This is a genomic window from Nocardiopsis lucentensis DSM 44048, from assembly GCF_000341125.1.
In the GTDB taxonomy this organism is placed as follows: Bacteria; Actinomycetota; Actinomycetes; order Streptosporangiales; family Streptosporangiaceae; genus Nocardiopsis; species Nocardiopsis lucentensis.
The window spans coordinates 1-1,747 of sequence record NZ_ANBC01000546.1 but is presented as its reverse complement, the minus strand read 5'-3'; the positions used below and the strand labels follow the sequence as shown (position 1 = coordinate 1,747).

Annotated in this window: 2 protein-coding genes and 1 pseudogene; 2 read left to right on the top strand and 1 reads right to left on the bottom strand. The window is 73.1% G+C overall.

The genetic code is table 11. From position 1 onward, the window contains the following. The first annotated feature begins 208 nt into the window (after positions 1–208). Entirely contained in the window at positions 209–754 is a 546-nt protein-coding gene (locus D471_RS0118975; protein ID WP_017600071.1) for a DUF2752 domain-containing protein, read from the top strand. A 54-nt stretch (positions 755–808) separates the two neighbouring features. Continuing rightward, positions 809–1,228: a VOC family protein gene (locus D471_RS0118970; protein WP_017600070.1), complete on the top strand. Its 420-nt coding sequence runs from the start codon at positions 809–811 to the stop codon at positions 1,226–1,228. Positions 1,229–1,324: 96 nt separating this feature from the next. Here the strand turns inward: D471_RS0118970 and D471_RS0118965 are convergent. Further along, positions 1,325–1,747 (bottom strand): annotated as a pseudogene (locus D471_RS0118965) (bifunctional 5,10-methylene-tetrahydrofolate dehydrogenase/5,10-methylene-tetrahydrofolate cyclohydrolase); the annotation flags it as partial.

Here is a 1,747-nt window from a genome sequence, read left to right as displayed (position 1 = left end):
AACCGCCCGCCCCCCGCCGAGGCGGGGCGGGCTGCTCATGGCCGCCATCGCGGTGGGCGTGGCGCTCGCGTCGCCGTTCGCCATCGCGATACTGCCCGGTCTCCTCGCGGCGACGGTGGACTGCTGTCTGGTGCACGGCTGACCGTCGGACGCGACTCCCCCGCGCGGGCGACGGGTCCGCGCGCCCCGAACGAACAGGAGCGACACGATGCCCCAGTGGGCGAAACCGATCGCGGTGCGGGTCGAGGACCGCGACCGGCACCGGTGGACGTTCTGGCTGGCGGTGGTCGGTCTCGCCCTCGGCGCTGCCATGGCGGTCTTCGGGCTTCCCCCGGTGAGCATCCACGGGCCGTTCCACTTCTTCGGGATCATGGACCCGTTCTGCGGGGGCACCCGGTCGGTGTGGCTGGCGGTGAAGGGCGACCTGGCCCTGTCATGGGCCTACAACCCGGTCGGGATCCCTCTGGTGGCGGGGGCCGTCCTCACCGTCCCGCGAATCCTGTTCGGGTTCGCGACGGGACGGTGGGTGAACGTGTACGTCACCCGTGTCATGCCGCTGTGGATCGTGGGCGGCACGCTCTTCGCCCTGTTGGGGGTCCGCCAGCAGCTCAACGTCGATCTGCTGCGCGACCCGGGCGAGGAGTTCTCGTTCCTCGGCGTGTTCCTGAACACGCTGCCGGTCCTGGTGGCCGCCGCGTGGATCGTCGTCCAGCGCCGCCGGATCACCGCCGGGCCGCGCCCCGCCCGGGCCTGACGCCCCACGCGGACACGGCCCGGGGCCGCCCAGGGCGGCTGGGAGGATACGGACATGGACATTCTGAGCAGTCGTATCCTGCTGCGCCCCGCCGATCTCGTCCAAAGCCGCGACTTCTACCGTGACGTGCTGGGTCTGGCGGTGCATCGTGAGTTCGGCGACCCCAAGCGGCCTGGAACGGTCTTCTTCCTCGGCAACGGGCTGCTGGAGGTCTCGGGGAGTTCCGAGCCCTTCGAGGTGCCGCCGCTGTCCCTCTGGTTGCAGGTGCGCGACGTCCGGGCCGAGTACGCGCGCCTGAGGGAGGCCGGTGCGGAGGGACTGCGCGAGGCCAGGCTGGAGCCCTGGGGCCTGTGGGAGGCGTGGATCGCCGACCCCGACGGTGTGCGGATCGTCCTGGTCCAGATCCCGGACGACCATCCTCTGCGCCGCGACCAGCGGACCTTCCGAGGTGACTCCACCGGGTCCGAGAGCTGATGCGGGGCACCCGGCCGGACGTCTTCGGCCGGGTGCCCCGCCCAGCCACTCACCGCGGGCGACGGAACCCGTGTGGGGCCGCCGACGGCCCCGTCGCTACGCCTCCAGGGCGTCGACCGCCGCACGGCTCGCGGCCCGCACGGTGTGGGCGAGCAGGAGCGCGGTGGTGACCGGCCCGACCCCGCCGGGCACCGGGGTGAGCGCCCCCGCGAGGCCGTCCACCGCGTCCGCGTCGACGTCGCCGACCAGTCCGGCGTCCGTGGCGTTGGTGCCCACGTCGATGACCACCGCACCAGGCCGGAGGTGGTCCGCTCCGATCAGACCGGGCACGCCCGCCGCGACGATCACGATGTCGGCGGCGGAGGTGTGCCCCTCCAGGCGGGCCGTCCGGGAATGGCAGACCGTCACCGTCGCGTGCCGTTCCAGCAGCAGCAACGCCGCCGGGGTGCCCACGACGACCGACCGGCCGACCATGGCGATGTCCCTGCCCGCGAGTTCGGTCCCGTGGTGGTCGAGCAG